The organism is Halegenticoccus soli (assembly GCF_002844195.1).
Lineage (GTDB): Archaea > Halobacteriota > Halobacteria > Halobacteriales > Haloferacaceae > Halegenticoccus > Halegenticoccus soli.
Genome location: NZ_PEND01000005.1, coordinates 13,512 through 38,373, shown reverse-complemented (window position 1 = coordinate 38,373; position 24,862 = coordinate 13,512). Strand labels below are relative to the sequence as shown.

The window sequence follows — 24,862 nt, the reverse complement described above, 5'->3', positions numbered from 1 at the left end:
GGTCTCACTCCTCCTCCTCCGGCGTCGACGAGAACCCCATGTCTCTCCAGTTGTCGAGGACGAACTCGCGGACGTCGTCCGGGAACGAGGTCTCGAAACCCACCCGCGGCGCGATGTACTCGTCGTCCCACCGCGGGTCCCACGTCGCGTTGATGTACAGCCGCGAGCCCGGCGTCCCGTCGCGACGGTACGCCGTCGCCGTCGCGGCCGGCGCCGCCGGCTCGCTGAACTGCCAGTCGTGAGACGGGTGGGCTTTCACCCACATGTCGTCGAACGCCCGCGCGAGAGTGGCCGCCGGCGCGTCGGCGTCGAGAACGAGGACCTTGTCGAACAGCCGCGAGAACGAAAACAGCGTGTTGGCCAGCTGCCACTCGAATCCCGCGTAGAGGATCTCGCTCGCGACGAGACACATCCCCAGTTTCGTTTCGACCGGGAGGGCGATCCACTCTACCGGAGTGACCCCCCAGTAGCTGTTGAGCCGATGGTACAGCCGCGCGGCTTCGACGAGTCCGGCGAGGTGGATGTCGTCGGCCAACGGCGCGCCGACCGGAGTGAACGGAATCAGCGGGTCGTCCCGAAGCGCGATGTCAGTGAGCCGGAGTCCGATCTCCGTCGTCGAGGTGGCGTACTCCCAGCTCTCGGCCCGCCGCGACGGGCGTCCGCCGACGTCGGACACGGTTCCGTCGAGGATGGCCTCGGCGCTCGCCGGGACGAGTCCGCCCCGCGCTTCGGCGACGGACACCTCGTCGAGCGTTCCGGCGATCCCCAGCGGATCGCCGTACCCGGCGTCGCCGGTCCACCTGAGCGCGGCCGCGACGAGACAGGCGAGCGGAGCGCCGAGCGCGATCGTCGCGTCGGTTCCGGGCGAAAGGGAGTCGCCGAGCGCCGCGGGAACGGACGCGACGAGTTCGGCGCTCCCCTTCACCGCCCCTCGAATCGGCGCCCACGTCGTCCCGTCGTCCGCGGAGACGGCGATCAGCCCGAGCGTGACCGCCGGACCCGCAGCGGACCCGACGGCGGGGAGTCCGAGCGAATAGGGGTCCGACTCGCCGTACGTCGCCGCGAGCTCCGTCCGGGTCGGTGTCGCGTTCGCGGACGCCGTCGCCGAGAGGCGTTGGAGGAGCCGCGTGTACGGTAGGTCGCCGTCGCGGCCGAGCGCCACCGCGACGCGCGACCACGGCATCCGCGTTCGGGGCTGCATCTGGTCGGGCCCGCCGTAGGCCCCGCTCACGAGCCTCGCCGTCCCAGGGACGTTTTCGAAGAGGATCGCCGGCCCGTTCTCGCGCGCCGCCTCCGCGGCGATCGCCGGCGCGTCAGTCGCCCAGTGGACGCGCTGTTCGATGCGGAGGAGGTCGTCCGCGCCGTCGAGCGCCGCGACGTGTTCTCGTAGCGTCGTCACGACGCCGCCTCCGATCGCGATTGGACGTCGAGGGGCAGTCCGGCGCGCGCGAGCGTCTCTCGCGCCTTCCGGACGAGTTCGGAGTCGGTCAGGTAGTCGGGCCTGGCGGGAGCGTCGTCGCCGCGAGTCGCGTCGATGTAGGCCTTGGCGGTCTTCGTTTTCGACGTCCCCGTCTCGGCGTCGCCCTTCTCTTCCGGCGTCTGATAGATGTTGAGCGGGACCTTCGGCATCGTCTCCACGCCGAACTGGTGGAAGTCCTCGTTCGGGTCGGCGTTGACCGCGATCGCCTCTAAGACGGCGCGCTGATCGAGCGGATCGACGTCCGTGTCGACGAAGACGAAAAAGTCGATGTGGAGCATGCCCCACGTCGTGAAGATGAAGTTGGCCAGGTTGTGTAGGTACCCCGGCCGGGACACCTCGGTCGAGACGGTGTACACCGTTCGCGGCGTGAACCGCCACGGAGCGCACCGTTCGACGTCGAAGCCGGCCGTCCGCAGGCCGAGCGTCGCATCGGGACCGACGCAAGCGACCTCCATCGTCGTGCTGGAGTTGAGCGTGTGGCCGACGCCGACCCCCTCCACGCAGAAGGGGACGTACGGCCGTTCGCGGTGGGTTATCGCGTCGACCTGCAGGACCGGCATCGATCGGCGGGGTCCGTGCATGTAGCCGAAGTAATCGCCGAACGGACCCTCGTCCAGCCGCCGCCCGGGGAGCACCGACCCCTCGATGACGATCTCGGCGGTGGCGGGCACCAGTAAATCGTTCGTTTCGCACGGGACCAGTTCGACCGGCGCCCGCTTCAACCCGCCCGCGAAGTCGGCTTCGTCGCGGCCGGTCGGAATCCACATAACCGAAGAGAGGGAAACCGCGGGTTCGGTCCCCACGGCGATCGCGATAGGCATCGGTTCGTCCCGCCGTTCGTACTTGTAGTAGTAGAGATTGGGCGTCTGTTCCCCAGCGAGGAACAGCACGCTCGCCTTCGTCCCGGAGTGGATCATCGCTCGGTGATACGACCAGTCGATCCACTCGGAGTCCGGATCCGACGTGACGATAGTGTGGAGATTCGAGTACCGACCGCCGTCGCCGGCGTGGATGTAGGGCCACGGGAGATCGAACAAGTTGACCTGCTCCCCTTTCGCGACGACTTCCTTGCACGGCGCCGCCTCTCGGTCGACGACCGTCGGCGGAACCGGCGACTTGAGGCGGTCGATGACAACCTCGTAATACTCGCCGCCCGTCAGACCCCGCGGTAGCCCGAGCGCCCCGGCGATGCGGTCCCACGGACGGCGGCGGGAGCCGCGAAACGGATCGCCGATCAACCGCGCTTCGCACGCCCCCGAATTCGGTACCGATTCGAAGGCGGGCACCGCGTCGTCGGTCTGATCAGCCCGCATCGTCACCGCGCTCGCCTGCAGGTTCCAGGAAACGTCCCGCGAAATGCGGTTGAGTTCTCCCCGTGACTCCAGGAGAGAGAGGTACTCCCGGAGGCTGTCGACGGTCATTACGGGTTGTCCCCTCCTAATCGCGCGGCGAGCTCGTCCTGTTCGACTTCCGTCCGCACGTCCACGTACGCGTCGACGAGGTCGGGATACTGCTCGGAAAGGTAGTCGCCGAGAATCGATCGAACGGCTTCCGAAACGGACGGGTACCGGCCAGTCTCGACGAGATACGCGAGAAGCGCCCTGAATTCGTCGGAGCGCGCGTTGATGACGTTGGAATCGGCTCGGGTCCGCTGGATGCAGTCTCTCAGCAGATCGCGATCGACCTCGCGGAGGTCGACGTCCGCCTCCTCGATTTCGATGTACCACTGCTCTTCGATGCTTTCGTGAGGGCCCCGAACGACGATGAGCGAATCGGGGTCCGTCAGGTCCTCCTCGTCGCGCGCGATGCGGGCGCGCGTGACGAATATCTCCTTCGTTTGCGTGTCCGTCACCTGAAGCGTGATTTCGCCGTCGAGATCGTCGGGTAAGTGCTCCTCCGAGGTGATGTATTCCCCGGTCACCCCATCCACCTCCGAGCGGGCGGAAAGAGAACGGTGTACATGTTCGGGACAAACCACACGGTGGCACATAAGTTCTTCCTGATTTTTACGCCGGGTCAGTTCACTCTCCGAACGAAAACCCAGAGAGCCACTTCTCTCCCCACCGATCGACCTGCTTCGAGGTGAGCTGTCGGCAGTGGTTCCTCTCTCCGGATCTCCGACGGCGCGCGTCTGTACGAGGATTTATATGCGTCCGCCGGAAGTACATCGAAGTAGATGACGAAACTGCACTTCGAGGACGTTCGAGAGGGGGAGATCCGAGAACTCGGTAGCTACCGCGTGTCGAAGGACGAGATGGTCGCGTTCGCACAGCGGTACGACCCGCAGCCGATCCACGTCGACGAATCGGCCGCCGAAGCGTCGATCTACGGGGGAATCATCGCCAGCGGATGGTACACCGCCGGCGTCTGCATGCGATTGCTGGTCGACGGCTTTTTGATCGACGCGGCGAGTATGGGCTCGTTCGGGCTCGACGAGTTGCGCTGGAGGGCGCCGGTTCGGCCCGACGACGTCATTAGTGTTCGTAACGAGATCGTGGACGCACGCGAATCCACGAGTCGGGACGACCGCGGGTACGTCAAGAACGAACTGACGGCTCGCAATCAGGACCGCGAGGAGGTCCTCTCGTGGACCGCCACGAACATCTTCCTGCGGAAGAATTCGAACGCGTAGAACCCTCGGTTGACGGTGCTCACTCCCCGACGTGTCGGATATCGCTCATCCGAATATCCATGTAGGATAAAGTTGATCATAGACCATGTCTAATCACTGCTGTCGGGTCGAAGAACTGACGGTAGAACACGGCGTGGCGGTGCGAACCCGGCTGTACGACTCGGTGGACGAGTACCTGGTTGCCCGCCGGTGCGGAACGAACAACTGGAGGTGCGACACCAGCGCTGAACTCGCAGACTGGTTCAACAGAAAGGTCCTCTCGTCCGTGTACGACCGGGCGAATCGCGACGCTACCCCGGCGCAGGTACTGACCGAATACAGACTGTTGGTAGACGAGCGTGAGGATGCGACCGACGATCTCTCCGCCGAGCTGAAGGCGCACGGAATCGATCCGGACGGATTGCGCGGCGAGATGATCCCGGTCGAAATCATGGAGCGCCACCTGAAAGCGTGTCTGGAGGCGACTGATTCCCCGATACCGCGGGGGCAACCGACAGAACGGCGGATCGAGAGCCTCCGTGCCCGACTGTCGTCCGACGTTCAAAGCGTCCTTTCGGAATCCGGTTCAGCGGCCGGTATTTCGAGCGACGAGGTTGCGCGCGTCGAAGAAGTGCTCGTGCTCGTTTCTTGTCCCACGTGTGCGAACGCGACGACGATCAGGGACGCACTCGAAATGGGGTACGTGTGCGAATCCCACTATCCGCTGTGAACTACCCCTACCTACTCGCTCGCTTTCGCTCGCTCCTTGAGGACGGGGGCTTAGTGCCTCAATTTTAGCTAAAAGCTCGCTGCGTAATTGCCACAGGGCAACAACTCCCGTCACGACCGTTGGATACCTCACGACCGCTCGAAGTGGCATCGATCAGACCCATATAGAGAATCCGAACTCCTCTGCCCTAAACGCGCGTGCACTGTTCGACAGCACGGCGAGAGGGGGTGCGGAAACCGTACCGGTGAGCTCTGGCGTCCGAATTCGGTGACTGAGTGTCTCTCGATCGGAGATAGGGTCACCGCCAGCGGCCACGTTTCCGCCTTCTATTCGAGCGTCACACGCTCCACGTCTCCGCGCGAAAGTATAAATCGACGCCCCTTCTACGAATGATATGAGCCGTCACGTCCTCGTCCCTCACGACGGCGGTGAGCTGGCGGACGCCGCGCTGTCCTTCGCTCTGCGCGGGATCACGGACGCGACCTTCACGGTGCTGCACGTCGTCGAGCTGTTCGCCGACCACACCGCCGCGGGTATCGAAGATCGTGCGGGTGATTAGGACGAGCGCCGCCGAGAGCCAGGCCGAGAAAATTTTCGAGCGAGCGCGGGCGACGGCTGCTGACCGCGGGATCGACGTAGAAACCGAGTGGAAATGCGGTCGACCGAGAGACGTCATCGTCAACTACCTTCACGAGAACCTGATCGATCAGCTCGTGCTGGGGAGCCACAACCGGGGGGCAATCTCACGACTCGTCCTCGGAAGCGTCGCCGAAACCGTCGTCCGTCGGTCGCCGGTGCCAGTCACCGTCATCCGCGAACGGCCGTCAGAACGGAATTAGCAGCGACGGGTCGAGGTCGGCGGAAGCGGTTTGGAGCTCGGTATTCAAGTCGTCCGTAACCGGGGTTTTTTGTCCTCCAGTGCCGATCTTCACTTGGTGTCGCTACACGATGACCGAAACGCACGTACAGGAACTCGAAGGTGAGAGAGTGCGGTACAACGGAGACGCGTGGGAGTTCACGGGGACTATCGACGTGAAGCGAAACGGGGAGGTGATACACGTCGAAGCGAGGAAGGCCGAGCGCGTGCGTGGCGACAAAGCGACACTCAGGTTCACGCTCCAGAACCCACCAGCGTCGATCAATCCGGGAAACCTCGGCGATTTCGGCGTCGAGTTACAGCGGCGGGAAGACGGCCAGTATCTCGTGGTGAGCAGAACCCACGCGACGAATCGCTACAGACTCGATAACATGAACTACACGTGAGCGGCGGCGGCAGTACGCACCACCGGCGGCGCGTTCAAACCAACCGAGATTTACCTCGCCGCTTGACGGGGGACCAATCCCGAAAGCGGAGGTCCGGTCGACGCAACGGGGCAGCCGTTCGGTCTACCCCGAGCGTTGCTCCTCGTCGACGGCTTTTCGTCCTGATCGACCAGCACAAATAGCTCGTTCCAGTCGTCGGCGGAGGAGATCTGGTCGCGGAGCTCTTCGATCACGCCGACGGTTACCGCTTCCGCGACGACGTCCATCACGGCCCGCGAGTGGTGGACGGCGTCCCCACGCTCGTCCTCGGGGTTGTAGTCCCTCTTCTCGACGACCCGGCCGACGAATTCGTTCCACTCGAACGTCTCGACAGTGCCGACTTTCGAGAGGTGACGTCCGATCTTTTCGGGGAGTTGTGCCGCGAGGTTCTCGGCTGCGCCCGGTTTGATGCGCCGGCTGAGCGTCTCGAGCGTGATCCGCGTCGCGCGGACAGCGTCTTCGCGCGACGAGAGCTGTGCGCGGTTCTGCACTTCGCCGATGAAGGCGTCGTAGTCCATGCCGGTTTTCACTTCGCGACGAAGATGGATAGATGCCCCGCCCGATTCGATACTGCCTGCGGCACTTCGTCAGTTTCCGAACCGGCCGGGTGGGGCCGACCAACGACGGGTCTGGGCGACCGACGTCCGGACTATGGGCGAACCCACCTTGTGAACGGGGGATGGTCACTGCTCGATCGTCCGTGGGGCGATGGACTTCGACTGGCTCGTCCGGGCGATCTCGAAAACTGTCATCAGGTCGGTCCGCGAGACCAGACCGGCCAGGGAGCCGTCGGCATCGGTTACGAGGATCCGACCGACATCCTCGCGCTGGAGCGCCGTGAGCGCCCTCATCGCCTCGCTGTCGGGCGAAACCGTCACCAGATCCGTCGACATGACGTCCCGAACGGTCTGGCCGTCGCGGCGCTCGGACGCACGCTCCTGAACGTCTTCGAGCGTGACGATGCCGACGAGATCGCCGCCATCGACGACCGGGTAGCCGGTGTGGCGCTCGCGGATCATCCGGTCGAGAAGGGCGTCAAGCGACGTCTCCGGGGACACCGTGTCGAGTTCGGGCGTCGGCGTCATGATCTCCTCGACGGTCAACCCCTCGAACGCCGCCTCCATGACGACCTGCCGGGTCTCCCCGGTCGCAGCGATAACGATGAAGAAGGCGATGGCGATCCAAAAGAGGTTGAACGAGAGGATGCCGGCGATCCCGAGCAGGAATGCGAACCCTTTTCCGACGGCGGCGGCGATCCGCGTCGCGCGGAGCCGCGGGCGGTTGCGCGAGAGGAACGCGCGGAGGACCCGACCACCGTCCATCGGAAAGCCCGGCAGCATGTTGAACGCCGCGAGCACCACGTTGAGAACGGCCAGGTATCCGATCACGAACTGCGCTGCGGGTAGATCAGCCGGAAGGAGGGCGAACGAGGCGTAACAGACGAGCCCCAGCGCGACGCTCACGATCGGCCCGGCGATAGCGATAACGAACTCGTGCCGCCAGTCGTCGGGCAGTTCCGCGAACTGCGCGAGTCCGCCGAGGAACCACAGCGTTATCGACTCGGTGCTGAGTCCGTACCTGCGCGCCGCGAGTGAGTGCCCCAGTTCGTGCAGGAGGACGCTGCCGAACAGCCCGAGGGCGGCACTCACGCCCAGCAGCCACGGGAGCACGCCCTCGGTGAGCGGCCCCGAGTCGATGGCGCTCCGGAAGATTCCATTTATCAGCTCGACCGTCACGCCGACCTGCGAGCCGATGAGGTAGGCCAAAAGCGGGAGGACCAGGAGGAACGAGACGCCGAGTCTGATCGGGATTCCGAGCACGGAACCGACGCGTATGCTTGCCATGAGGGTACTATGGACTGCAGCCCCATTAGTCGACTCCCCACACCGCGGTCGATTCCGACAGCCGCCTCTGCTGGGAACGTCCGTGTCGGCTTTGCCTGCGTCAACTGAAACTACAGTTCCTCTCGTCGACCCCGTCGAACGTTGGGTTGCGTATCCGATTCCCGACTCCCTACCGGTAAACGTGGATCGAGTACGGTCCGGTGGTTTATACTTCGGCCGCCGATAGGGCGAGTATGCCGATCGACGCTGATACGTTCGAGCGCGGTGACGAGCGGTATTCCATCGAGAACGAAATCGTTTAGTCCCTCCACGAGAACCACGACAGGGCGTACAACGTCCGCGAGATTACCGTCGAGGTCATGGACCGGGGGTGGTCGGAGGTGAACGTCGAGTCTGCCGACCTGGGCGAGTACATCGGTTGTTTTCTCGACCTGGCGACCGTCAGTTCGATCTTGGATAAACTCGTGGACAACGGCGGGCTGAAGCGCCGCATTGTCGACGTCGGCGCGGGTGAACGAAGCTACTATCGAGCGCCGTGAGCCGGTAGTGAGTGCATCCTCTCGACCGCGTCGACAGAAAGATCGGACGTGTAGTGATGCGTGAGTGACTCTACTGGATCTCACGCGCGGACGAACGTTCCTTTTCGATTGTAAATCGAACCACGTACTCTGGATGAGACACAGTAGTTCAACAGTGGTAATTGGACGAATTCGGCTCTCGGATCGGTCTACTGATGCAAATTGTGAACCGAGTCAAGCGTCGATATATCGGGCGTTATATGCGGTTTCTACGACCGATTTTTAGCTGATCGTCGCACGTCGCTACACCGTGCTTTGTACGCACTCGCGGCCGGCGTGTGGAACGTCGAATGAACTGTTTAACGCGCTTTCAGCCCTATTGAGTTCGGCCAACGGATTCAGATTCGACCCCAACAACTAGTATAAACAGATCATCCAAGGTATTATAATTCCGTTCACGGAGTTCGGTATCGTCCGGCACCTACTTGTGAGTGGTAGAACCTCCGTCTAAAAGCGTTTCCAGAGTCGGCTACTACACCGAGTACGCGTCTGGCTCCAAATGTGCCCCGTGTTCCAATTTGTGGCATCTGCGGACGCTTTTACGGCTACAGATCGGCGGTAGTCCGGTGGATTGACGCGAGCCCCATCGGTAGAGGTGAAACCCCCGGTCTCCGCGTTGGCTGGCACCGTCATCTTCGGGCGAATCAGTCCGGACGGGGGTACCGAGACCGGACGCACCTATAAATTACCGTCAAAGAGGAGTTACTACTCCGAGAGCGGCGGCGTCGTTTCAGGCGGCCGCCGGTGGTGGGTCGCCTGTTCGAACGAGTAGCCGAGGCGGATCAGCGTCGGTTCGTCGAACGGTCGGCCGAGGAACTCGATCCCGACGGGGAGGCCGTCGTCGGTGAACCCGGCCGGCACCGACATCGCGGTGCACAGCGATTGCGACGCGATGAGCGTGTTCGTCGGGAACGTCATCGTCTCGTACGTCCCCTCCCGGATCTCGGTCTCGGTCGGCGGGATCACCTGGACGTCCGGGTAGACCATGGCGTCGAGGTCGTGTTCGGCGAAGGCGCTCAGGATCTCCCGCTGGAACGCGTACTGCGCCATGCGGCTTCGCCAGTACTCGAGGTTGTCCTCCAGGTCCTCGGGGCCGTCTTCGACGAACGCGACGAAGAGATCGAGCAGCTCGTGGTACTGGCCCGTCTCGTAGAGTTCCTCGACGGTATCGACGGGGACGTCCCGCTCGGCGAGGAAGTCGTTGATGTCCCGCTTCGACTGCAGGACGTACAGCATCGTCCGGGAGAGGTGGTCGCCGAGGTTCGGCAGTTCGACGGGATCGACGAGCACCGCGCCCGAGTGACGCATCGCCGCGAGCGCGCCTTCGATCACACGGTTCACCGGGGCCGCGTTGGCGTCGTCGCCGAAGGCGTCGCGGACGACGCCGATGCGCGCGCCGCGGAGCGCGTCGGTCCGGAGCTGGTCGACGTACGAACCGTCGACGCGCCGGAGCTCGGTCACCGCGGTGAGCGGGTCGGCCTCGTCGTAGCCGACGAGAACGTCCAACAGCAGGGCGGTCTCTCGAACGGTCCGGGTCATCGGACCGGCCGTGTCCTGGTGCGAGACCAGCGGATTCACGCCCGCTCGGCTGATCAGCCCCGGCGTCACGCGGAACCCGACGAGGTTGTCGAAGGACGCGGGGACGCGGATCGAGCCGCCGCAGTCGGTTCCGATGCCCACGGCGCCCAGGTTCGCGGCGACGGCCGCCCCGGTGCCGCTGCTCGATCCTCCGGGATCCCGGTCGGGGGCGTAGGGGTTCTTCGTTCGGCCCGCGATGGACGAAAAGCCGAACCAGGAGGTCGCCCAGTCGGGCAGGGTCGTCTTCGCGAGAATGATCGCCCCGGCTTCGCGGAGGCGCGCTACGACGGCCGCGTCGCGTTCAGCGACGTAGTCCTCGAACGCTTTCGCGCCGAACGACGTCGGCATGTCGGCCGTCTCCAGAGCGTCTTTGACGAGTACGGGGATCCCGTGGAGCGGTCCGGTGAACTCGCCGCTCTCCTCAAACTCGGCGTCCAACTCGGCGGCTCTGTCGGCCGCCCGGTCGTTGACGAGGATGACCGAGTTGAGCTCCGGCCCGGCCCTGTCGTAGGCGTCGATGCGTTCGAGATACCGTTCGACGAGTTCCCGGCTCGTCAGATCGCCCGACTCGAACGCCCGGTGTATTTCGTCGATCGTCGCCTCCTCCAGTTCAAACGCGACGGATGACATCTTCCCTCTGCACCACATCGTGGTACGTTACCGAATGACATAAGGGTGCAGGTAGCGGCTTCACAGAGACCGCGAATTCCCCACGCAGAGTTCCTCTGAAGCGTCAACTGTGAAGCGGGTGCACCTGGTTCGTCCATGGCGATATTGCGGGCCGCCGTTCGACGAACCGCGACTGGCCGAGATTGTAGTGGCCCGTCCGAGAAATAGACAACAATCTGATAGATCATCCGGACTCGACCGGTAGTTCCGGGAGACCCGATTCGATTTCGTTTCGCCGACTCTCCAACCACTCGGGCAGCACCAGCCGCTCACCCAGGTCGGCGAGGTCTTCGTCGACTGTGTATCCGGGCGACTTGGTGGCGAACTCGAAGAGGACACCGCCGCGCGTGCGAGCGTAGACCGACTTGAACCACTTGCGATCGATGACGCTCGTCGGTCTGAGGCCCCGTTCGATCAGAACGTCGCGCCACTCGGGTTGCTCGGTCTCGGTCACCTGGAACGCCACGTGGTGGACGGTACCGGCGCCAGGCTGGCCTCGAGGGGCCTGCGGGTCTTCGAGGATATCGACGACGTATCCCAGGTCGCCGTCGGCGACGTAGCGCTGGCGGTCGCGCTTGGCGTCGGCCTCGTCGTACCCCATCGTCTGCAGGAGATCTGCGGTCGGAGTAGCGGTCGTCAGCGAGAGCGTCACGCCGAAGAACCCGCGGACCGCGTGTTCGTCGGGGACGGGGCCATCCGGCGGACGGCCTCGGGGTGCGTCCGCACGCGCTACCAGTTCGAGCGGGAGACCGTCGGGGTCCCGAAACGGGAGGACGGTGTCGCCGAACCGCTCGCGGGGTTCATCGGCGTCGACCCCGGCGTCGGCGAGCCGATCGGTCCAGTAGTCGACCGAGTCCTCCGGAACGAGGAACGCGACCGTGCTGACCTGGCCGGTACCGACTCGTCCGGAGCGGGCGTCGGGATACGGGAAGAACGTCATGCTCGTCCCGGGAGTGCCGCCGTGATCGCCGTAGAACAGGTGATAGACCGACACGTCGTCCTGGTTCACGCTCCGTTTCACCAGGCGGAGTCCGAGCGTCCGCGTATAGAACTCGAGATTTCGCCCGGGGTCGCTTCCGATGGCGGTCACGTGGTGGATGCCGGGGGTGGGTGTTGGCACACGAGCAGGTACGCGTTCTTGCCGAATAATCCTGTGGGAAGCGTAGCGAGATCCGATCTATATCAGTTGCTGGCGTATGAGCAAAAATTCGCTCGCTCGCGGTCGATCGACGCCCGAGACCGACTCAGGTTTCCAGCTGAGTTGGGCATCGATGCCTGTCTGATAACGGCCGTCGTGGATAGTCGGGCGTTCAGTCCGGAGACGTCCTCCCTCGGAACGTTTCAGCCACGACGACCGGGGAGCGGGTGCGTACGGTTCGCCCGCAACGATATTATGCGCTGCTGAACAACGGAACCCCACATGGCCGAGATCGCGGTAGTCCATCCGAATCTCGCGATACGCGGGGGCGCCGAATCGGTGTGCATGCACGCGCTCGAAGCGCTCCAGTCGGAGCACGAGCTCACGCTGTTCGCGCTCGACCGACCCGACCTCGACGCGCTGAACGAGTACTTCCGGACCGACGTGACCGACGTTCGGATCGAGCTGGCCGGCGCGCTGGGGCCGAGAGTACGCGAGGCGGCCGGCCATCGGCTGCTCAAGCTACAGGCCGCGCTCCTCGGCCGGTACGTTCGCCGCCGCGAGGACGAGTTCGATCTGGTACTCAGCACGAAAAACGAGTTCGCTTTCGAAACGCCGTCCGTCCAGTACGTTCACAGTCCGCAGTTCGCCGCGGCCGACCCCGGCATCGACAAGGTCGACCCGGCGCACAGGGCGTACGACGCCGCCTGCCGAACCCTCGCCGGGATCGACGTGTCGAGCGTCAGATCGGCTGTGTTGCTCGCGAACTCGGAGTGGACGGCGGACGTCGTCGAAGACGTGTACGGCGCGACCGCGGAGGTCGTGTACCCGCCGGTCAACACGTCGCAGTTCCCCTCGCGTCCGTGGGAGGACCGCGAGCCGGGATTCCTGACGATCGGCCGGATCGGACCGAGCAAGCGCGTCCTGCGGAACGTCGAAATCATCGCCACGCTCCGCGAGCGCGGACACGACGTGCACCTCCACGTCGTCGGTCCGACGACCGATGGCGAGTACTGCGACCAGGTCAGAGAGCGGGCGGACGAGCTCGGATTCGTCCGCGTCGAGGGGGCCGTAGAGCACGAACACCTGCTCGAACTGATCGCGAACCACCGCTACGGCCTCCACGGGCGACCGTACGAGCACTTCGGAATCGCGGTCGCAGAGTTGCTCGCCGGCGGGACAATTCCATTCGCACCTGACAGCGGCGGCCAACGAGAGATCCTCGCTGAGGATCCCCGGCTCCTCTACAACTCGCCAGAGGAGGCAGTGACGAAGATCGATCGGGTCCTCTCCGATCCGAAGCTCCAGCGAGAGATTAGAGGCCGTTTTCAAGCCACAAAACTTCCATTCACCCGAGAAGCGTTCAAAGAGAACATTCGGAACGTCGTCGAACGGGTGACAACATGAGAATCGGCATCAACGCCCGAGCACTGACGAAACCAAATCCGGCGGGGGTAAGCCGGTACACCCGAAAGCTCATCGCGGCGCTTGCAGAAAAGGAAGGATCGGACACAGAGTTCGTCCTCTTCGGGGTCAACTCGGTCCCTGACAAGCTTGATGCTCACGACAACGTGACCAGCGCCGGAGTGCCTGCACCGGCCCACAGCGGCCCGAGAGCCCACCTGTGGGAGCAGGTGGTGCTTCCACGCAAACTTGGCCGTGCCGATGTCGATGTGTTCCATACTCCGGCAGGACAGCCACCAGTACTAGCTCGCATTCCGCTCGTGACGACAATCCACGACATCTCGCCTGTGGTTCACCCGGAGTGGTTTTCGCGGAGTTACGCGGCGCTGTACCGCGTTTTGACGCCATTAGCTGTCCGCGTTTCTGATCGGATCATCACCGTCTCAAGGTTCGCCCGCGACGAAATCATCGACCGTTACCCGCAGGCCGCGGGGAAAACGGTCGCCGTTCACAACGGTCTGACGCCGCCTCCAGAGGACGTCCCCATCGAGGATGCTCTGCCTGTCGAGGGCATACAGCCCAGTGAGTATATCCTGTCTGTTGGTTCGATGAACCCCAGGAAAAACCTCCGACGGCTGGTCGACGCCTACGGTCGATACCGGAAACGAGTCGCCGACCCGGCATCGCTTACGCTTGTCGGGCCGACCAAGCGCGTGTTCGCCGACGCGGCATTCGAACCGGGCGAAGGGGTTCAGACGCTCGGTTTCGTCTCCGACGAGGAGTTGGGGTGGCTGTATCGTAACGCGGCAACGTTTGCCTTCCCATCGCTCTATGAAGGGTTTGGGCTGCCGATCCTCGAGGCGATGAGTGCCGGCGCACCGGTTGTCACCTCCGACCGGGGGGCCATGGCGGAAGTTGCCGGCGACGCTGCATGTCTCGTCGATCCCACGGACATCGACTCGATCGCGGAGGGGCTAGAACGCACGCTCAGCAACACCACCTACCGAGACCGACTCGTACAGCGAGGACGTGAACGAGCAAAGATGTTCACGTGGGACCGTACCGCAAGACAGACAGCCGCGGTATACAAGAGCGCTGCGCGGGAAGTGAAGCGCTGACACAGCGGCAAAGAGACGAACTAAATAAAGAGGGGTCAGACGACGAGCAACCCGATTCCGCCGATAATAGCGAGGCTGCCGAGGCCCACACAAACGCCCCAGAAGGGAACGCGGCGGACAAGTCGCATCAAGGCATCAATCGTGACATATCCGACGACAGTTGCGGTGGCAAGGGCCACGAGGGCGGCCTGAAGCGAGAGCTCCGGAAGGCCGCCCGAGTCGAGGACGGCGACAACACCGCCGCCGATTGCAGCTGGAATTGAGAGGAGAAACGAGAGGCGGAACGATGCGGGGCCGTCATGACCCCGCAAGAGCAGCGCGCTCGCGGTCGTTCCAGAGCGCGATACACCAGGAAGGATCGCAAGTCCCTGGAGTGCGCCGACGATGACAGCATCAATGAAGTCTGGGCGGGAGCGGTTGCCCAGTTGGAGTGATCCAGCGAACCGCTGGAGGAGCCCGGTTCCAACGAGAAGAAGGCCAATGACTGCAACGAACGCGCCCCCTGTTAGTTCAGAGATGAGATGGCCGAGAATGAGGTAGGCCGGGACGCCGATCATCCCAGTCGCGATTGTCGCAATGACGAGGAACGAAAGCGTCGACGATTCAGCGTCGAACGCTTCTTCTAGCCGCCAAGAAGGGATTACTCGGAGAACCGAAAGGAGTTCAGTTCGGTAATAAACGGTGGCCGACAATGCTGTTCCAAGGTGTAAAAAGAGGGCGTATGCAACGGCAGCCTCTGGGCTCGACCCTATGGCCGTTAAAGCGATTGCAAGGTTCCCTTCGCTGGAGATAGGAAGCCACTCGAAGATTCCCTGTAGAAGTCCCGCAACGAAGGCGACGATGAGGTCACGATCCATAACGACTATGGGTAATCGCTCGTATAAAGTCGATTCGGCTGATAGTGCCTCATGGAAGTATAAATACAACTACTTCCTTACCTCCAACATTGGTAGTATACTATGGCCTGTTTGACCGGTTTGCCAGAACGCATCATTTGATATGAATATTATATGTTGGGATAAGTATTGGTTTGGCCAACATGTTTATGTCCCTTGTTTCGAAATCTCATGTGAAAGGTAATGAAGCAGCTCCTGAATTTCTTTAGCATAGTCCTCCTTGCAAGTGTTATCCTTATGGACACTTCATTTGAAGCAAAGTGGCTTACGCTAAGCAACCTCCTTTATGCCTTCTTCGTGTTTGCTGCAATCGGGTTTGCCTGGCATGCATACCGAACAAATAATTTGAATTTCACGTTTGCTCTAACCTGGCTTATCCCGTATATTTTAGTATGTCTATTGCTTATCGGGGCGTTATTAGCGGTGAATGAATCTGGGGTAGCAAATCCTGGACGAGTAGCGAAATTTGGGATTGTGTATTTGCTGTTACTCTTTGTGCTCGCCGCGAACGCAGAGCCGCTTGAATTCTTCAGACGGAATATTGTCTACCTATTGGCCTTTGCAATCATGCTTGGCGCCTTCTTTTCGCATCTTCCGAACATAGCCGTCGGCAGCGGTCTCGTTAGGTTTGCAATCAAATCCGGCACTCTAATGGGATTAGCGTTATTTGTTTTCCCGCGATACGTGTCCCGGGACGCGTTCTTCTGGACAATTAGCGTGCTCTCTGCCACCGTCGTCACGCTTAGCCTACCAATGTATCTTTTCGGGGAGTACACGCTGTTCGGCTTGTCCTTTCAACTGTGGGGAACCCAAACGACAATGCCCCTTATTGGATTCGAGTTTCGGTATCTACAGTCAATCTTTCCGAATCCAAACACGACTGGCGGACTCACGTTCGCGGGTACGGTTGCAGCCGCACTTGCAGCATACCGGTCCTACGCCGACAGTTCGGTTCCCGCCGTCTGGATCCTGCCCGGAATGATGTTCCTGCTCAATGGCTTCGGCCTCTATCTATCGTATAGCCGGGCGGGATGGCTCGCCGCCGGGATTGCGCTCTCACTGTACGGGGTTTATGTTCTGTTTGGGCGCAACGCCCTCCCTATCGGATTTACAGCGATTATCGGCATGACCGGGCTGTTCTTATTGGCCATATTTTTGTCACTTATTGGTATCAGCTCCAACGGACGGTTCACGCTCTGGGGAGCGGGTCTTCAAGCGATTCTCAATGACCCGTCTCTCTTCGGTGCTGGACTCATCGACCCAAGCGAACCACTTGAGCCATACCTCACCCAGTTCCGTGGTTTTAGCCCCCACAATTCATATATATCAATTTTCCTCCGAGCGGGCCTGCTCGGCGGATTTGCGTATCTGGTTCTCACCTTTGGGAGCGTCCTTGACGGTGTGTTCCGCAAGCCGGGCGTCGATGCAGGGATACTCGCGTTCGCATCGGGATGCGCGATCCATCAGATGTTCGAGGCATACACGTTGTTCCAATACACTTTCATCGCCGTATGTGGAGCAATCGTCTTCGGCTATCTCATCCTCGACGGGTCACCACCTCTCGACGAGGTGACCAGTGTATCGTCGCTAACAAGTCGGCTTCAAGCCAATCGAAAGCTCGAAACGTGGAGTAATCGACAATGAAAGATGTAGGAAACCCACCAGACACCAACAAGCAGCATAAATTACCTAAGTTACTCATGAGGAAACCGAACTGTCACAACTACTCATGAATATTCAGCAGATAAGCAAGTTTTACTATCCAGAGGTCGGCGGTCTCGAACAGGTAGTACAGACGCTCGCAGAAGGCTTTCACGGCTCTGGGCATACCGTTCAGGTACTAGCGTCCGTTCGCAAAGGGAGAGGAACACGCGAGCGAATCCACGGTGTTCCAGTCGTCAAAGTAGCGACCGTCGCCACCGTCCAATCGGTGCCGATTTGCCCAACGTTCCCCTACCATCTCCGGGACGCCAGTCGCAATGCAGATCTCCTCCATATTCACCTCCCGAATCCGACCGCTGTTGTTTCGCAATTACTGACAGGATCACACCGACCTCCTATCGTCGTCACCTACCACAGCGACATTGTAAAGCAAGCGACAGCGCTGAAAGCATACAGACCACTTTTGTACCGCTTGCTCGAACGTGCCGACCGTATTATCGTCACTTCGCCGAACCTCCTCCAGCACTCTGAACACCTCAAACCGTTCAGCGATAAGTGCGAGGTTGTCCCCCTTTCCATCGATCTAGACGCGTTTGGAGACTACGCTGGCCCGACATACGACCTGCCAGTTGATCCGTCTCGTCCCACCCTCCTGTTCGTCGGCCGGCTGAGCTACTATAAGGGGGTTAAGTACCTGATCGACGCGATGGTGCAGGTCGACGCTGATCTTCTCGTGGTCGGCGACGGAGACCGGCGCGAGGCGCTCGAACGTCGGATGCGTGATCGCGGTGTGGACGACGATATTACGTTCCTTGGAAAGGTGTCACAGGAACTGCTGCGGTACTGTTACGAAGCAGCGGACATATTTGTTCTTCCCTCGATCGCACCGAGCGAAGCGTTTGGGGTCGTCCAACTCGAAGCGATGGCGACCGGCACGCCGGTCATCAATACCTCCCTTCCAACGGGCGTTCCGTGGGTGAGCAAGGACGGCGAGACGGGACTGACCGTCCCGCCGAAGGACGCCGCCTCCCTCGCTAACGCGATCAATGAATTGCTCGCGGAACCCGACCGGCGGGACATTTATGGAGCGAACGCAAGAGAACGTGTCGAGCGGCGCTTCACCACAGAGCGGATGCTCGAAGGAACTGAAGCCGTCTATCGCGACGTGGTGAGTAACGACATCTAATCGACCATTTCGACTGATAAAAGATTCTTACATATCTATTTTTGTAATGGCACCAGTAAACTAATTAGTGAGTTTGTTTGAAATTAGAGTTAAAACAAGTGCCTCCAAGCACATTTAGCGTCGGAGAATGTGGTGTTTACGAATCGATCAGACTCAAAATTATAGCGATGCTATTTAATTGAATTGAGGCGCTAAGTCTTCTTCTTACTTGCGGCTTCACCGCTCGTTGAGATAGGGACACAGCACCGTACGGTTTTCATACACTGTGCCACGGTAGGCATAGGCCCACAATGTACTATCGATGTACTTACGACGTATTTGATGCAGTGTATGCAGACAGTGAAGCGAAAAACAATGACCATCCGTGAAGACCAAGACGAGTGAATTCAGAAACAACACCTAAATCTCTCGTCGTTCATCCGGGAGAAGATCGACGAGTAGCAAAGTGCTACGCCGACTTGAAGCGAAAGCGTCGTGTCTTCCTGCACACGCTCTTAGCGTACTACGCTCGGGGGTACGACCTCGTAGCGGTCGAGGACTTGAACGCGAAGGGGTTGATGGAACCCCCGTCGAACTGCCGGAACCACGCAGGTGCGGCGTGGGGAACGTTTCTGCGAATGCTCGAGTACAAGTGTGAACGCGAATGAACACATTTTATCGCCGTGAATCCGCGTGGAACGACCAAGGTCTGTGCATCCTGTAGCGTTTCGACGGATAAGCCGCAGTGGGTCCGTGAACACTCCTGTCCTGCCTGCGGATTCGAGGCGGACAGAGACGCGAATGCGGCGTGGATATCATTTCTCGCAGTCTCAAGATGGTAGAAGTGGGACACTCCGAAGCAATGCCTGTGGAGACTGCGCTCCCTGTGGACACTGTTGTGTCTACAAAGCATGTCGTGGAAGCAGGAAGTCCTCCCCTCAAGCACGAGGGGGGGGGAATTCACATGAACTCACGGACGATTTTCCAGATCTGCCGGAACACGATCTTTAGGTCGAACCAGAAAGACTGGCGCTTTATGTACTCAAGGTCGTACCGGAGCTTCGCGGTGGGTTGTGTGCTCGAAACGTCGTGAATCTGTGCGAGGCCCGTGAGGCCGGGCTTCACGAACCATCTCTTTCTCCACTCTTCGGTCTCCTGCTCAATCTCCTCTTCTTCGTCCGTCCATACGGCGCGTGGTCCGACGACGCTCATTTTACCGGTCAGAATTGACCAGAGCTGTGGGATTTCGTCGAGGTGTGTCTTGCGCAGGATGCGGCCGACCCGAGTGATGCGATCGTTCTCCTCATCGTCGACCGGCGTCGTCGACTCACTGTTGGGAAGCATGGTTCGAAACTTGTAAACCCGGAACGTGTCGCCAAACTCCGCTGTCCGCCGCTGCCCGTAGAACACTGGACCGGGACTGTCGAGCTTGACGCAAAGCGCGATGAGGAGGATGAACGGTGACAGAACGAGCAGTCCGGTGGCCGCGAAGGAAACGTCGAACACGCGCTTTACGGCCTGATCCTGCCAGTCGAGCGGCGACAGATCGACCTTGAGTAGTTCCCCCGCCGAGAGTGTACCGCCGGTCAGCACGTCACTTGCATGGTCGCGATGAACCTTTGCCGTCACGCCATGTCTGTAACAGGTGTCGAGGACGCCAAAGAATTCCTGGCTTCTTGATTGAGTGAACGCGAGGATCGCGGTGTCGACATCGTGCTCAATGAAGACGTTCTCAAGTCGCGAAAGACCACCGAGGTGTTCAAGGTCGGTGAGCGGATCCGCAACAATTGCTTGGCCGCCGTCTGGGTATGCCGCCGTGGCTGCACCCTCATCGTTGGAGCTGACTGGCGGTTCGCTCGGAGAAACGTATCCGATGACAGGAACGTCGACAAGGCGGAGGATCATCCGGACATTCTCGTTGGTGTCGCTAATGATGATCGTGCGGTCTTTTGTAGTTCGAACCCACCTTCGAAGGACGACGAACCACGCCGGCAACACGGCAAGAAGCAATACGGCTGTTAGGACGAGTATCAATCGCGGCAATCGAAACGTGTAATCGAAGAAGCCGATCGTCGTGAGCGCGAACACTCCGATAAGCAACCGCCTCTGAGTCAATAGGATCACGTCCATAGTGCGCCTCGGTTGTGGTTTGAAAAGCGGCATGAGAACGACCGTCACGACGGTGAGTACCGCTGTCGCTGGCAACAATAACGACTTCGGGGCCATCTCGACTACCGGCAGTTGGCCGACTACTGGGATCAACGTCACTAGTTCCTGAACGACCCGTTGATTCGAGACGTGAAGAGCGAAGAGGACGGCGACGACGGTTCCTCCTGCGCTCGCGAATCGATACCACCTACTGGAAGCCATTCTACGTGTTATCCAGCGTCACGTAGCATTATTACGATCATGCTAAGGAGTATTTCAGCACGCCACGATTAATTACTTGATTGTCATTAGAATAACATCGATTTAACAGTGCTGCCGAAACCTGGAAGGCGAAAGCGTTCAGACCGTTCAACAAGAGATAACCGAGAGACACATGTGTCCGACCGATTGGTCCAAAAGGAGTTTTTCGGGCTCTCAGCCGAGGAACGGCACCGTTCAATCAATTTTTAAGCGTTCAATTGGCGAATTTTTTAGCGAAGCGACGAATCACCGCGAGGTCAACGCCGACACGATCTTCGAACGAGGCGATGAGTCCGAGGTCCTCCGGTTCGATTCCGCCGAAGGCGAGGACAACAATCGGGTATAGGACGGCGAACGCGAGCACTTGAGAACTGAATATCACGAGGTCGCTCGTGAGCAGCGCAGAAAGCCCCCAGTAGCTTGCGCCCCAGCAAACGACGGCTACAATTCCCGGGCGGACGAGTGCGCGCCTGAACGGGTGCAGGTCGATCTCGCGGTACAGCTGCGCGACGAACAGCCCGTTCATCAGGAAGTACCCAACCGTCGTCGCGACGGCCGCGCCGAGGAAGGAGTACTTCGGGATCAGGACGAGGTTGAGCGCGGCGTTGACGACGGCGACAAGAACGTTGTCGTACATGATCGTCCGCGACTTGCCGATGGCGGTCAGGGCGTTGCCGTTCGGCCCGAAGACGGTGTGGGTGAAAAAGCCGACTGCGAGGACGGCGAGCGCGAGGCCGCCCGAGGCGTACTCTGAGCCGAAGGTCGTCCGGATGACGAGCGTCGGAAACGAAGCGATGACGAGAAAGAGGGGGAGGCTCGCCAGGAAGATCCACTTCGAGACTATCTGGTACACCCGGCGCATCTCCGAGAGGTCACCGTCGGAGTGAAACTCGGAGATCACGGGCATGAAGAGGAAGCCGAACGCCGTCAGCGTGACCGTGAGCAGTTGGGCGACCGGGTAGACGACGTTGTACACGCCGACGTCCCCGGTGGACGCGAGCACGCCGAGCATGAAAGTGTCAAGATTCTGAAATATCATATTCATTGCGGCCATCACCATGAGCGGCACGGAGAAGGCGAGTAGATCACGGTGCATCGGGACGGCCCGGACGCCCGAGAGTAGCGGCGTGGACGTGACGAGATAGTACAACGAGACGGCGGCCGCGAGGCCGTACGCGCCCGCGTACGCCCAGGCAACCCCAGTCGCCTGAAAGCCGAAGATCACGGCGGCGGCGATAAGGACGAACCGCACAGTCGGAAGCGTGAAGTTTTCGATGAGCACGCGCGGCACCGACTGCTGCATGCCCTGGATGCTCCCGACGGTGAGCCGGACGAACGCCGCAAAGGGGATGGCGAGGGCGAACACGCGGAGGACAGGCGCGATCTCCGGGCTGCCGAAGGCGTGTTCGGCGATCGGTCCCGCCAGAAGGGCCACGCCGATGCCGAGCAGCGAGGCGAGCGGGACGACGAGCTGGTACGCCGAGACGAGCACGCCACGGCGGTACGCCGTCTCCTCGTACCGGGGGAGGTACCGACCGATGCCGGAGTCCATCCCGACCAGCACGAGGATCGACGCGGTCGTGAGTAGCGTCAAGCCGAGCGAGACCGCGCCGTAGTTCACTTTGCCGAGGAACCGAGCAATGAGCATCCGGGCGAAAAATCCCAGCCCGAGCTGAAAGGCTATCCCGACGAGCAGGACGCCACTCGACGCGAAGAGGGTTCGAAGCGTGTCTTCCGATCGATCAGGCATGGCGTCGCGTAGGTCGCGTAGAGATCGAATGCAGACCGTCGAACCGGCGGCGGCGGAGAGAGATGGGCGTCACGCGTAGCCGAGATCCTCCAGTCGGTCCTTGATTTCATCGGGCACGTCGTTGTTCCGCTCGACGCGGCGGATCCGGAGTTCGTCGACGAGCCGGGCCAGGCGCTCGCGCCCGTCGTCGACCGTCTCGTCAGTCCGCTCGAACCCGTCGACCGTCTCGAACGCGTAGTACCCGTCGTCCGCCGCGTACCCCCGAAGCTCGCCGTCGTAGCGCTCCGCTTCGCGCTCGTACCCGTTGGTTTCGAGCTTCCGTTCGCTCCAGGCGGTGAGGCCGAGGTACTCGGTCAGGCGCTCGCGCGGTTCCGCGTCGTCGATGAGGTTCCGCCCTCTGCCCCCGCCGCCTTCGATGCCCGCGAGGTCGAGGACCGTCCGGTGGACGTCGATCAGTCCGACCGTGTCAGTCGTCACCCCATCCAATCCCTCGCCATAAACGCTGAGCGGGACGTGGGTCAGTTCGGGGTAGACGCCGTGTTCGTGGCCCCAGGCGCCGAACTCCCCGAGCATCTCCCCGTGGTCGGAGAGCGTGATGACGTAGTCGAAGTCCTCCGCTAACCGCTCGAAGAGGTCGCGGTAAACGTCGGAGAGGTACCTGGCACAGTCGTCGTAGGCCCGCCGCGTCCGCTCCGCGTTCACGTCGCCGATTGTGACGTCTCCGACCGACTCCGACAGCGGCGGTTCGGCCACCGACATGTACTCCGGCGGCGCCCTGTAGGGCTCATGCGCCTCCATGAGGTTGAGAAAGAGGAACTCGCGGTCGCCGAATTCCTCGTCGCCGAACTCCGCCATGGCCTCGATCGTCCCGCCGTACTCGACGCCGTCCCCGTGGCTCAACAGGAGCTTGAGGCCAGTGATGAGAGACGGAACGGTGGCGGCGTCGCTGGCGATGCACTCGTACACCGCCCGGAGGTACTTCGTCGGCCCGGTTGCGGGCGTCGTCCGGCTGAACTCGCGCCAGTCGAAGAGCGAATCGTCGGCCATGTGGTCGAACCGTTCCGGCGTCCGGAAGTCGGTGAACCCGCGGTCGAAGTCGAAGTGCGCCGTGATGTTCGTGTTGGCGCTGAACGCCCGGGTCGTGTAGCCCGCGTCGCGGAGTCGCTCTGCGAGCACCGGACCGTCGTAGTCAAAGTACATGTTCTTCGCGTGAACGCCGACCTCGCTCGCGTACCGTCCGGTGAATAGGGAGGCGTGCGACGGAACGGTCCAGTTCGCCGTGGCGTACGCGTGCTCAAAACGACGGCCCGGCAGCCAGTCGAAGTGGCGGTCGAAAGCGTCCTTCCGCAGCGTGTCGAGGACAATGAGTGCGATGTTCGTCATAGTTGAGTCGGTGAGTTCGGGGTTGCGTTTTGTGCGACGGGTTTGGTGACAGGGCAGGGGTCCGCTATTTGTATCCGAGCGCTTCGAGTCGGTCGTCGACGACGGCACCGCCCGCGCTCGCCGATCGCTTCTGGGCGGTCGGCGGTTCCGAGACGACCCGCTTTCGCGTCTCGGCACGGCAGACCAGCCACGGGACCTTCACGAGCGCCTCGGCGGTGGCGTACATCGGATGGCCGAACCGACGAGAGCCGGCCGAGAGCACTCGGTACGCCGGTTCGTCGATCAGATTTCCGTGATCCGAGGTCACTACGGTCTTGCCGCGCAGCGTTTCGACCAGCTCCTCGACGATCGGGAGCGCCACTTCGAGGTTCTCGTCGTACGCCCTTCTAAGCATTTCGAGGTCGAGATCCCCCGTCTCGGCGAGCTGCCACACGCGCCGTTCCACGTTGGGAGGGGCGTCGGCGGTCTCGCTGTTCATGTTCAGCGCGCGTTCGCGCGCGCGCCTGTTCCCGCTGGTGTCGCCGAGCAGGTCCCGGCCGGTAGGTCCGATGAACGGATGGTGCGGCTGGACGAAGTGACCGACGAGGCGCTTGTTTGGGTACTCCGCTTCGGCGCGAAAGAGCGCCTCCCGCATCGTATCCGGCGTGACCGTTTCGAGATCGTCGTCCCAGTGGGCGTCCCAGACGTCCACGACCGCGTGGAAGGCGTCGCTCGCGTCCATCGAGACGAAGGGATTTCCGGTGACGTAGACGCAGTCATGAAACCGCTTCCCGGCGAAGTTGTTCTGTACGAACTCACGCGTCGCCGATCCCTTCGACCGTCGCCACTGGAGTTCGCCTGGAACGGAGTTCAACCGCTCAAACATATCGAACCGGCACGCGTCCAAGATCAGGAGGTTGTCCCAGTCTTCGTCCATCACGTCGCAACCCGCGATCCTATTCTGGGCCCGGCCGACGTACCGCCGTCCCCTGGATAGGATTTTTTCGGGGTTTCGAACCCCCTTTCGAAGCGTCTCATACATAGTCGAGCCCGGAGTGACAGTGTTCGATCCAGGGACGTGAGATCTAATAAGAATTTTGCCCGATCCTATCTATCGGTTGACTTGAGGGGCGGGCTTACGATCACCATAATGAAGGCGGACTCCG

The 24,862-nt window shown here is 61.4% G+C and carries 22 protein-coding genes and 1 pseudogene; 11 read left to right on the top strand and 12 right to left on the bottom strand.

Annotated features, from left to right (window positions below):
• Nucleotides 1–4 precede the first annotated feature (4 nt).
• From CNO20_RS14120 to CNO20_RS14110, 3 genes are read right to left on the bottom strand one after another with little or no spacing between them, the layout of a single operon-like run.
• The gene (locus tag CNO20_RS14120; RefSeq protein WP_101296781.1) at nucleotides 5–1,399 is read right to left on the bottom strand and encodes a UbiD family decarboxylase; all 1,395 of its coding nucleotides are present in this window, start codon (nucleotides 1,397–1,399) and stop codon (nucleotides 5–7) included.
• Nucleotides 1,396–2,901 (bottom strand): UbiD family decarboxylase, encoded by a 1,506-nt coding sequence (locus CNO20_RS14115; RefSeq protein ID WP_101296780.1) that lies wholly within the window; start codon nucleotides 2,899–2,901, stop codon nucleotides 1,396–1,398. The genes CNO20_RS14120 and CNO20_RS14115 overlap by 4 nt, the downstream gene beginning before the upstream one ends.
• Nucleotides 2,901–3,401: a hypothetical protein gene (locus CNO20_RS14110; protein WP_101296779.1), complete on the bottom strand. Its 501-nt coding sequence runs from the start codon at nucleotides 3,399–3,401 to the stop codon at nucleotides 2,901–2,903. Before CNO20_RS14110 ends, CNO20_RS14115 begins: the two co-directional genes overlap by 1 nt.
• Before the next feature lie 255 nt (nucleotides 3,402–3,656).
• Here CNO20_RS14110 and CNO20_RS14105 point away from each other — a divergent pair, with 255 nt between their 5' ends.
• From CNO20_RS14105 to CNO20_RS14090, 5 genes are all read left to right on the top strand, one after another.
• Nucleotides 3,657–4,112: a MaoC family dehydratase gene (locus CNO20_RS14105; protein WP_101296778.1), complete on the top strand. Its 456-nt coding sequence runs from the start codon at nucleotides 3,657–3,659 to the stop codon at nucleotides 4,110–4,112.
• A gap of 163 nt (nucleotides 4,113–4,275) precedes the next feature.
• Nucleotides 4,276–4,821 (top strand): rod-determining factor RdfA, encoded by a 546-nt coding sequence (gene rdfA / locus CNO20_RS14100; protein ID WP_143423216.1) that lies wholly within the window; start codon nucleotides 4,276–4,278, stop codon nucleotides 4,819–4,821.
• A 394-nt stretch (nucleotides 4,822–5,215) separates the two neighbouring features.
• Complete coding sequence (locus tag CNO20_RS23420; protein ID WP_199174852.1) at nucleotides 5,216–5,380, top strand: universal stress protein; 165 nt, start codon at nucleotides 5,216–5,218, stop codon at nucleotides 5,378–5,380.
• A complete protein-coding gene (locus CNO20_RS23415; RefSeq protein ID WP_199174851.1) occupies nucleotides 5,373–5,660 on the top strand; it encodes a universal stress protein in 288 nt (95 codons plus the stop codon). Before CNO20_RS23420 ends, CNO20_RS23415 begins: the two co-directional genes overlap by 8 nt.
• A gap of 109 nt (nucleotides 5,661–5,769) precedes the next feature.
• Nucleotides 5,770–6,084 carry a hypothetical protein gene (locus CNO20_RS14090; protein WP_101296776.1) on the top strand — a complete coding sequence of 105 codons (315 nt, stop codon included), beginning with the start codon at nucleotides 5,770–5,772 and terminating at the stop codon, nucleotides 6,082–6,084.
• 50 nt (nucleotides 6,085–6,134) lie between these two features.
• Here the strand turns inward: CNO20_RS14090 and CNO20_RS14085 are convergent, their stop codons facing one another.
• Together CNO20_RS14085 and CNO20_RS14080 are read right to left on the bottom strand one after the other, a co-directional pair.
• Nucleotides 6,135–6,641 (bottom strand): DUF2267 domain-containing protein, encoded by a 507-nt coding sequence (locus CNO20_RS14085; protein ID WP_101296775.1) that lies wholly within the window; start codon nucleotides 6,639–6,641, stop codon nucleotides 6,135–6,137.
• Between the two features lie 165 nt (nucleotides 6,642–6,806).
• Nucleotides 6,807–7,967 carry a CBS domain-containing protein gene (locus CNO20_RS14080; protein WP_101296774.1) on the bottom strand — a complete coding sequence of 387 codons (1,161 nt, stop codon included), beginning with the start codon at nucleotides 7,965–7,967 and terminating at the stop codon, nucleotides 6,807–6,809.
• Nucleotides 7,968–8,326: 359 nt separating this feature from the next.
• Here CNO20_RS14080 and CNO20_RS14075 point away from each other — a divergent pair, with 359 nt between their 5' ends.
• Entirely contained in the window at nucleotides 8,327–8,506 is a 180-nt protein-coding gene (locus CNO20_RS14075) for a hypothetical protein (protein WP_101296773.1), read from the top strand.
• A gap of 744 nt (nucleotides 8,507–9,250) precedes the next feature.
• On the opposite strand, the gene CNO20_RS14070 is transcribed toward CNO20_RS14075, so the two are convergent.
• Nucleotides 9,251–10,753: an amidase gene (locus CNO20_RS14070; protein WP_101296772.1), complete on the bottom strand. Its 1,503-nt coding sequence runs from the start codon at nucleotides 10,751–10,753 to the stop codon at nucleotides 9,251–9,253.
• Nucleotides 10,754–10,976: 223 nt separating this feature from the next.
• Entirely contained in the window at nucleotides 10,977–11,912 is a 936-nt protein-coding gene (locus tag CNO20_RS14065; protein ID WP_101296771.1) for a VOC family protein, read from the bottom strand.
• A 300-nt stretch (nucleotides 11,913–12,212) separates the two neighbouring features.
• Between CNO20_RS14065 and CNO20_RS14060 the strand changes: the two genes are divergently transcribed.
• Together CNO20_RS14060 and CNO20_RS14055 are read left to right on the top strand one after the other, a co-directional pair.
• The gene (locus CNO20_RS14060; RefSeq protein ID WP_101296770.1) at nucleotides 12,213–13,337 is read left to right on the top strand and encodes a glycosyltransferase family 4 protein; all 1,125 of its coding nucleotides are present in this window, start codon (nucleotides 12,213–12,215) and stop codon (nucleotides 13,335–13,337) included.
• Nucleotides 13,334–14,452 carry a glycosyltransferase family 4 protein gene (locus CNO20_RS14055; protein ID WP_101296769.1) on the top strand — a complete coding sequence of 373 codons (1,119 nt, stop codon included), beginning with the start codon at nucleotides 13,334–13,336 and terminating at the stop codon, nucleotides 14,450–14,452. The genes CNO20_RS14060 and CNO20_RS14055 overlap by 4 nt, the downstream gene beginning before the upstream one ends.
• Before the next feature lie 35 nt (nucleotides 14,453–14,487).
• On the opposite strand, the gene CNO20_RS14050 is transcribed toward CNO20_RS14055, so the two are convergent.
• Nucleotides 14,488–15,309, bottom strand: a complete 822-nt coding sequence (locus CNO20_RS14050; protein ID WP_101296768.1) for an undecaprenyl-diphosphate phosphatase — start codon at nucleotides 15,307–15,309, stop codon at nucleotides 14,488–14,490.
• 222 nt (nucleotides 15,310–15,531) lie between these two features.
• Between CNO20_RS14050 and CNO20_RS14045 the strand changes: the two genes are divergently transcribed.
• The 3 genes and pseudogenes from CNO20_RS14045 to CNO20_RS14035 all read left to right on the top strand — a co-directional run.
• Entirely contained in the window at nucleotides 15,532–16,992 is a 1,461-nt protein-coding gene (locus CNO20_RS14045; RefSeq protein ID WP_101296767.1) for an O-antigen ligase family protein, read from the top strand.
• An 85-nt stretch (nucleotides 16,993–17,077) separates the two neighbouring features.
• Nucleotides 17,078–18,196 (top strand): glycosyltransferase, encoded by a 1,119-nt coding sequence (locus CNO20_RS14040; RefSeq protein ID WP_101296766.1) that lies wholly within the window; start codon nucleotides 17,078–17,080, stop codon nucleotides 18,194–18,196.
• A 431-nt stretch (nucleotides 18,197–18,627) separates the two neighbouring features.
• Nucleotides 18,628–19,118 (top strand): annotated as a pseudogene (locus CNO20_RS14035) (RNA-guided endonuclease InsQ/TnpB family protein); the annotation flags it as partial.
• A gap of 17 nt (nucleotides 19,119–19,135) precedes the next feature.
• On the opposite strand, the gene CNO20_RS14030 reads toward CNO20_RS14035, so the two are convergent.
• From CNO20_RS14030 to CNO20_RS14015, 4 genes are all read right to left on the bottom strand, one after another.
• Entirely contained in the window at nucleotides 19,136–20,305 is a 1,170-nt protein-coding gene (locus tag CNO20_RS14030; protein ID WP_233204205.1) for a sugar transferase, read from the bottom strand.
• A gap of 493 nt (nucleotides 20,306–20,798) precedes the next feature.
• Nucleotides 20,799–22,334 carry a flippase gene (locus CNO20_RS14025; RefSeq protein WP_101296764.1) on the bottom strand — a complete coding sequence of 512 codons (1,536 nt, stop codon included), beginning with the start codon at nucleotides 22,332–22,334 and terminating at the stop codon, nucleotides 20,799–20,801.
• Nucleotides 22,335–22,403: 69 nt separating this feature from the next.
• On the bottom strand, nucleotides 22,404–23,717 hold the full coding sequence (locus tag CNO20_RS14020) for a sulfatase-like hydrolase/transferase (RefSeq protein ID WP_101296763.1): 1,314 nt from the start codon (nucleotides 23,715–23,717) through the stop codon (nucleotides 22,404–22,406).
• Nucleotides 23,718–23,781: 64 nt separating this feature from the next.
• The gene (locus CNO20_RS14015; protein WP_101296762.1) at nucleotides 23,782–24,633 is read right to left on the bottom strand and encodes a hypothetical protein; all 852 of its coding nucleotides are present in this window, start codon (nucleotides 24,631–24,633) and stop codon (nucleotides 23,782–23,784) included.
• Nucleotides 24,634–24,862 lie beyond the last annotated feature (229 nt).

Bases quoted from the DNA above. Each gene is read 5' to 3' on its own strand.
- CNO20_RS14115 (WP_101296780.1), bottom strand. From the start codon at position 2,901: ATGACCGTCGACAGCCTCCGGGAGTACCTCTCTCTCCTGGAGTCACGG.
- CNO20_RS14105 (WP_101296778.1), top strand. From the start codon at position 3,657: ATGACGAAACTGCACTTCGAGGACGTTCGAGAGGGGGAGATCCGAGAA.
- CNO20_RS23420 (WP_199174852.1), top strand. From the start codon at position 5,216: ATGAGCCGTCACGTCCTCGTCCCTCACGACGGCGGTGAGCTGGCGGAC.
- CNO20_RS14090 (WP_101296776.1), top strand. From the start codon at position 5,770: ATGACCGAAACGCACGTACAGGAACTCGAAGGTGAGAGAGTGCGGTAC.
- CNO20_RS14085 (WP_101296775.1), bottom strand. From the start codon at position 6,641: ATGGACTACGACGCCTTCATCGGCGAAGTGCAGAACCGCGCACAGCTC.
- CNO20_RS14080 (WP_101296774.1), bottom strand. From the start codon at position 7,967: ATGGCAAGCATACGCGTCGGTTCCGTGCTCGGAATCCCGATCAGACTC.
- CNO20_RS14075 (WP_101296773.1), top strand. From the start codon at position 8,327: ATGGACCGGGGGTGGTCGGAGGTGAACGTCGAGTCTGCCGACCTGGGC.
- CNO20_RS14070 (WP_101296772.1), bottom strand. From the start codon at position 10,753: ATGTCATCCGTCGCGTTTGAACTGGAGGAGGCGACGATCGACGAAATA.
- CNO20_RS14060 (WP_101296770.1), top strand. From the start codon at position 12,213: ATGGCCGAGATCGCGGTAGTCCATCCGAATCTCGCGATACGCGGGGGC.
- CNO20_RS14055 (WP_101296769.1), top strand. From the start codon at position 13,334: ATGAGAATCGGCATCAACGCCCGAGCACTGACGAAACCAAATCCGGCG.
- CNO20_RS14050 (WP_101296768.1), bottom strand. From the start codon at position 15,309: ATGGATCGTGACCTCATCGTCGCCTTCGTTGCGGGACTTCTACAGGGA.
- CNO20_RS14045 (WP_101296767.1), top strand. From the start codon at position 15,532: ATGAAGCAGCTCCTGAATTTCTTTAGCATAGTCCTCCTTGCAAGTGTT.
- CNO20_RS14040 (WP_101296766.1), top strand. From the start codon at position 17,078: ATGAATATTCAGCAGATAAGCAAGTTTTACTATCCAGAGGTCGGCGGT.
- CNO20_RS14030 (WP_233204205.1), bottom strand. From the start codon at position 20,305: ATGGACGTGATCCTATTGACTCAGAGGCGGTTGCTTATCGGAGTGTTC.
- CNO20_RS14025 (WP_101296764.1), bottom strand. From the start codon at position 22,334: ATGCCTGATCGATCGGAAGACACGCTTCGAACCCTCTTCGCGTCGAGT.
- CNO20_RS14020 (WP_101296763.1), bottom strand. From the start codon at position 23,717: ATGACGAACATCGCACTCATTGTCCTCGACACGCTGCGGAAGGACGCT.
- CNO20_RS14015 (WP_101296762.1), bottom strand. From the start codon at position 24,633: ATGGACGAAGACTGGGACAACCTCCTGATCTTGGACGCGTGCCGGTTC.